Source organism: Achromobacter sp., assembly GCF_036567245.1.
In the GTDB taxonomy this organism is placed as follows: Bacteria; Pseudomonadota; Gammaproteobacteria; order Burkholderiales; family Burkholderiaceae_B; genus Achromobacter.
Genome location: NZ_DATCUY010000659.1, coordinates 1 through 2,923 on the forward strand (window position 1 = coordinate 1; position 2,923 = coordinate 2,923).

5 protein-coding genes are annotated in these 2,923 nt (G+C 63.5%); 1 reads left to right on the top strand and 4 read right to left on the bottom strand.

What is annotated here, in order from left to right:
- On the top strand, positions 1–752 hold a 752-nt coding region (locus VIR09_RS28140; protein ID WP_332015857.1), incomplete at its 5' end, for a cysteine hydrolase.
- A 72-nt stretch (positions 753–824) separates the two neighbouring features.
- On the opposite strand, the gene VIR09_RS28145 is transcribed toward VIR09_RS28140, so the two are convergent.
- The 4 genes from VIR09_RS28145 to VIR09_RS28160 all read right to left on the bottom strand — a co-directional run bounded on the left by VIR09_RS28145 (position 825) and on the right by VIR09_RS28160 (position 2,743).
- The gene (locus VIR09_RS28145; RefSeq protein WP_207467393.1) at positions 825–1,418 is read right to left on the bottom strand and encodes a TetR/AcrR family transcriptional regulator; all 594 of its coding nucleotides are present in this window, start codon (positions 1,416–1,418) and stop codon (positions 825–827) included.
- 132 nt (positions 1,419–1,550) lie between these two features.
- Positions 1,551–1,856 carry a DUF4148 domain-containing protein gene (locus VIR09_RS28150; protein WP_332015858.1) on the bottom strand — a complete coding sequence of 102 codons (306 nt, stop codon included), beginning with the start codon at positions 1,854–1,856 and terminating at the stop codon, positions 1,551–1,553.
- An 84-nt stretch (positions 1,857–1,940) separates the two neighbouring features.
- Complete coding sequence (locus VIR09_RS28155; RefSeq protein ID WP_332015859.1) at positions 1,941–2,246, bottom strand: DUF4148 domain-containing protein; 306 nt, start codon at positions 2,244–2,246, stop codon at positions 1,941–1,943.
- A gap of 326 nt (positions 2,247–2,572) precedes the next feature.
- Complete coding sequence (locus VIR09_RS28160) at positions 2,573–2,743, bottom strand: PASTA domain-containing protein (RefSeq protein ID WP_332015860.1); 171 nt, start codon at positions 2,741–2,743, stop codon at positions 2,573–2,575.
- Positions 2,744–2,923: the final 180 nt, after the last annotated feature.

The window sequence follows — 2,923 nt, forward strand, 5'->3', positions numbered from 1 at the left end:
CCCTGCCGGTGGCCGGCGCGCACGCCGACATGCAGCGGCTGGCGCGCTTCATCGACACGGCCGCGCCCGCGCTCACGTCGATCACGGTGACACTGGATTCGCACCACCGCCTGGACATCGCCCATCCGACCTTCTGGTCCACCGGCGATGGCCAGCCGGTGGCTCCGTATACGCCGATCACGGCGGCCCAGCTACGCGCGGGCGACTTCCGGCCGCGCCACGCCGACGACCTGCCGCGCACCTTGTCCTATCTGGACGAATTGGAAGCGCGCGGCCGCTACACGCTGATGGTATGGCCGCTGCATTGCGAGATCGGCACCTGGGGCCACAACGTGCACGCCGACGTACGCGCGGCCTACAGCCGTTGGGAAGACGAACGCCAGTTCATCGTGCGCAAGGTACCCAAGGGCATGAACCCCTGGACCGAACACTACAGCGCGCTGATGGCCGAAGTCCCCGACGCCGACGACCCGCGCAGCCAGCTCAACCACAGCCTGCTGGATTCGCTGGATCGCGCCGAAACCATCCTCATCGCCGGCCAGGCCGGCAGCCATTGCGTCAAGGCCACCGTCGAACACCTGGCCGAGCATCTGCCCGGCCGCGACCTGTCGCGCCTGGTCCTGCTGACGGACTGCATGAGCCCGGTCGCGGGCTTCGAAGATGCACAGGCGACATTCCAGCAACGCATGCGCGACCTGGGCATACAGGCGCGCACCAGCGTCGACATGGCGCGGGCGCTGCTCGCTGCCTGATTGCGCCGCGCAAAGACAACGGCCGCCTGCTTGCGCATGGCGGCCGTGGCTGCGGGCTAAGTTGAGGAGCGCTCAGGCGCCGCCTTCGTGGCCTTCGCACTGCACGTACAAGGCGCCGATCGCCTCGCACAGGGCGGCGGGTTGCTGGAACAGGCGCGCAATCAGTATGCAACCCTGCACCGTCGCGAACACCGCGCGGCCAGCCGCCTCGGGCGTGCCGGAGAACTTCATCGTGCCCTGCGCCGCGCCTTCGGCCAGCACCCGGGCCAGCCAGGCTTCGTGCGCGCGGAAGAATCCCTGCAATGCGCCGCGCACGCGTTCGGGCAGCGAGTTGACCTCGGCCGCCAGCATGCCGGCCAGACAGAGTTCGCCGGACCCGCAGGCGCGCGATTCCATCATCGACAGATATTGATCCAGCTGCTCCTGCGCCGGCAGCGAAGTATCGATGGCGCGTATGGCAGCCAGCGCACGCGTGCTGTAGGCGTCGACAGCCTCGTAGAGCAAGTCGTCCTTGCCCGGAAAGTAATAGTGGATGCTGGACGTCTTCACGCCCACGTGCTCGGCCAGGTCGCGGTAGCTGAAGCCGTTGCATCCGCGCGTGCGGATCAGCTTCTCGGCATGGGCCAGAAGCTGTTCGCGAGTGGTGTTGGAAGTAGGAGTGTCCATGGCTGAATATTACCTACTAATAGGTTGATTCGTCATCGGTTCCGGCAGCGTTGCCACTGCTCCAAAACCCTTGCGGACCCCGGCCGGGATACACATCCCGCCCCCCGGGGTCCACATGTGCCAGCATAAGGGTCAGCCTTGCACGGGCGGGTAGGCCAGTTCGCCGCTATCGGTCAGACCATGCGCGCGGGCGGCGGCCAGTTCCTGTTGCACTTGCGTGCGGGTCTTGTCGCCGGCTGCGGCAAACATCGTGGCGGGGTAGCCTTCTTCACCAGACACCAGCTCGCCGTTGGCGCGGGCCTGGGCCAGCTCTTGTTGCACCTGGGCGCGGGTCACCGTGCTTTCAGTGTTCAGGGGGGGCGGATAGTCCAGTTCGCCGGCTTGGGCGGCGCCGATGAAGGAAGCGGACAGGATCAGGGCGGATACGAGGGTCTTCATGGTTGATCTCCAATAAGGATCGAATGCAGCATCGGGGTTTTGATAGAGCTATCTACTTATAGATAGATATCGTGTGAAAAAAACTCAGCCTTGCACGGGCGGGTAAGCCAGTTCGCTGCTGTCGGTCAAACCTTGGGCGCGCGCGGCGGCCAGTTCTTTCTGGACTTGGGCGCGGCTCTTGTCGCCGGAGGCGGCAAAAATCGTGGTGGTGTTGCCTTCTTCGCTGGAAGCCAGTTCGCCATTGGCGCGGGCTTGGGCCAGCTCTTGTTGCACCTGGGCGCGGGTCACCGTGCTTTCGGTGTTCAAGGCGGGCGGATAGTCCAGTTCGCCGGCTTGGGCGGCGCCGATGAAGGAAGCGGACAGGATCAGGGCGGATACGAGGGTCTTCATGGTTGATCTCCAGATAACGATTGCGTAGCGGTTCAAAAAACTATCTACTTATAGGTAGACGAAGAGGGAAATAAAAAAGCGGTCCTACTGTATTTCTGGTTTCGACTGCGGCGGGGGTTTGGTTTGCTGCGTCGATGGATGAATCTTATCTACTACTAGGTAGATGGCGCAAGGGGGTTTTGTGAAACAAAATGCTTCTGTTGCGCAACAACCAGATTCCCGCCCCCACTCCATGCAGTGCAAGCCCCAAGGGATCAGGCATTGCAAGGGCTGACCCGCATGACTGGTGTGCGTTAGCTCCTCGATAGCCGCAACTGTTGCGGCGCTCAACCCATGAAGTTCATTCTCACGCGGACAGTGCTGCCCCGCGCCACCAGCGTTCCGGCCTCGGGTTCCATCGAGACGATTCCCTCGTGCCCGAAACCCGGTTCACGTTGCAACGCAATGATCTCGATGACGAGACCGGCCGACTTGGCGCTCGGCATGGTCAGGCCCATGTCGTCACCCTCTTCGATTTCCTTGCGGGTGTGCCAGTCAAGAAAAAGGCCCCTGCCCTAAGGGGCAGAGGCCTTCCGACCACGGAATTTCGCTGACGCTGAATCAGAACGGAATATCGTCGTCCATGTCCGCCAGGTTGGCACCGCTGCTGGCCGGAGCCGCTGCGGGAGCCGGGCGCT

Excerpts from the sequence above, each read along its gene's own strand:
- VIR09_RS28145 (WP_207467393.1), bottom strand. The coding sequence starts at position 1,418 with ATGGACACTCCTACTTCCAACACCACTCGCGAACAGCTTCTGGCCCAT.
- VIR09_RS28150 (WP_332015858.1), bottom strand. The coding sequence starts at position 1,856 with ATGAAGACCCTCGTATCCGCCCTGATCCTGTCCGCTTCCTTCATCGGC.
- VIR09_RS28155 (WP_332015859.1), bottom strand. The coding sequence starts at position 2,246 with ATGAAGACCCTCGTATCCGCCCTGATCCTGTCCGCTTCCTTCATCGGC.
- VIR09_RS28160 (WP_332015860.1), bottom strand. The coding sequence starts at position 2,743 with ATGGGCCTGACCATGCCGAGCGCCAAGTCGGCCGGTCTCGTCATCGAG.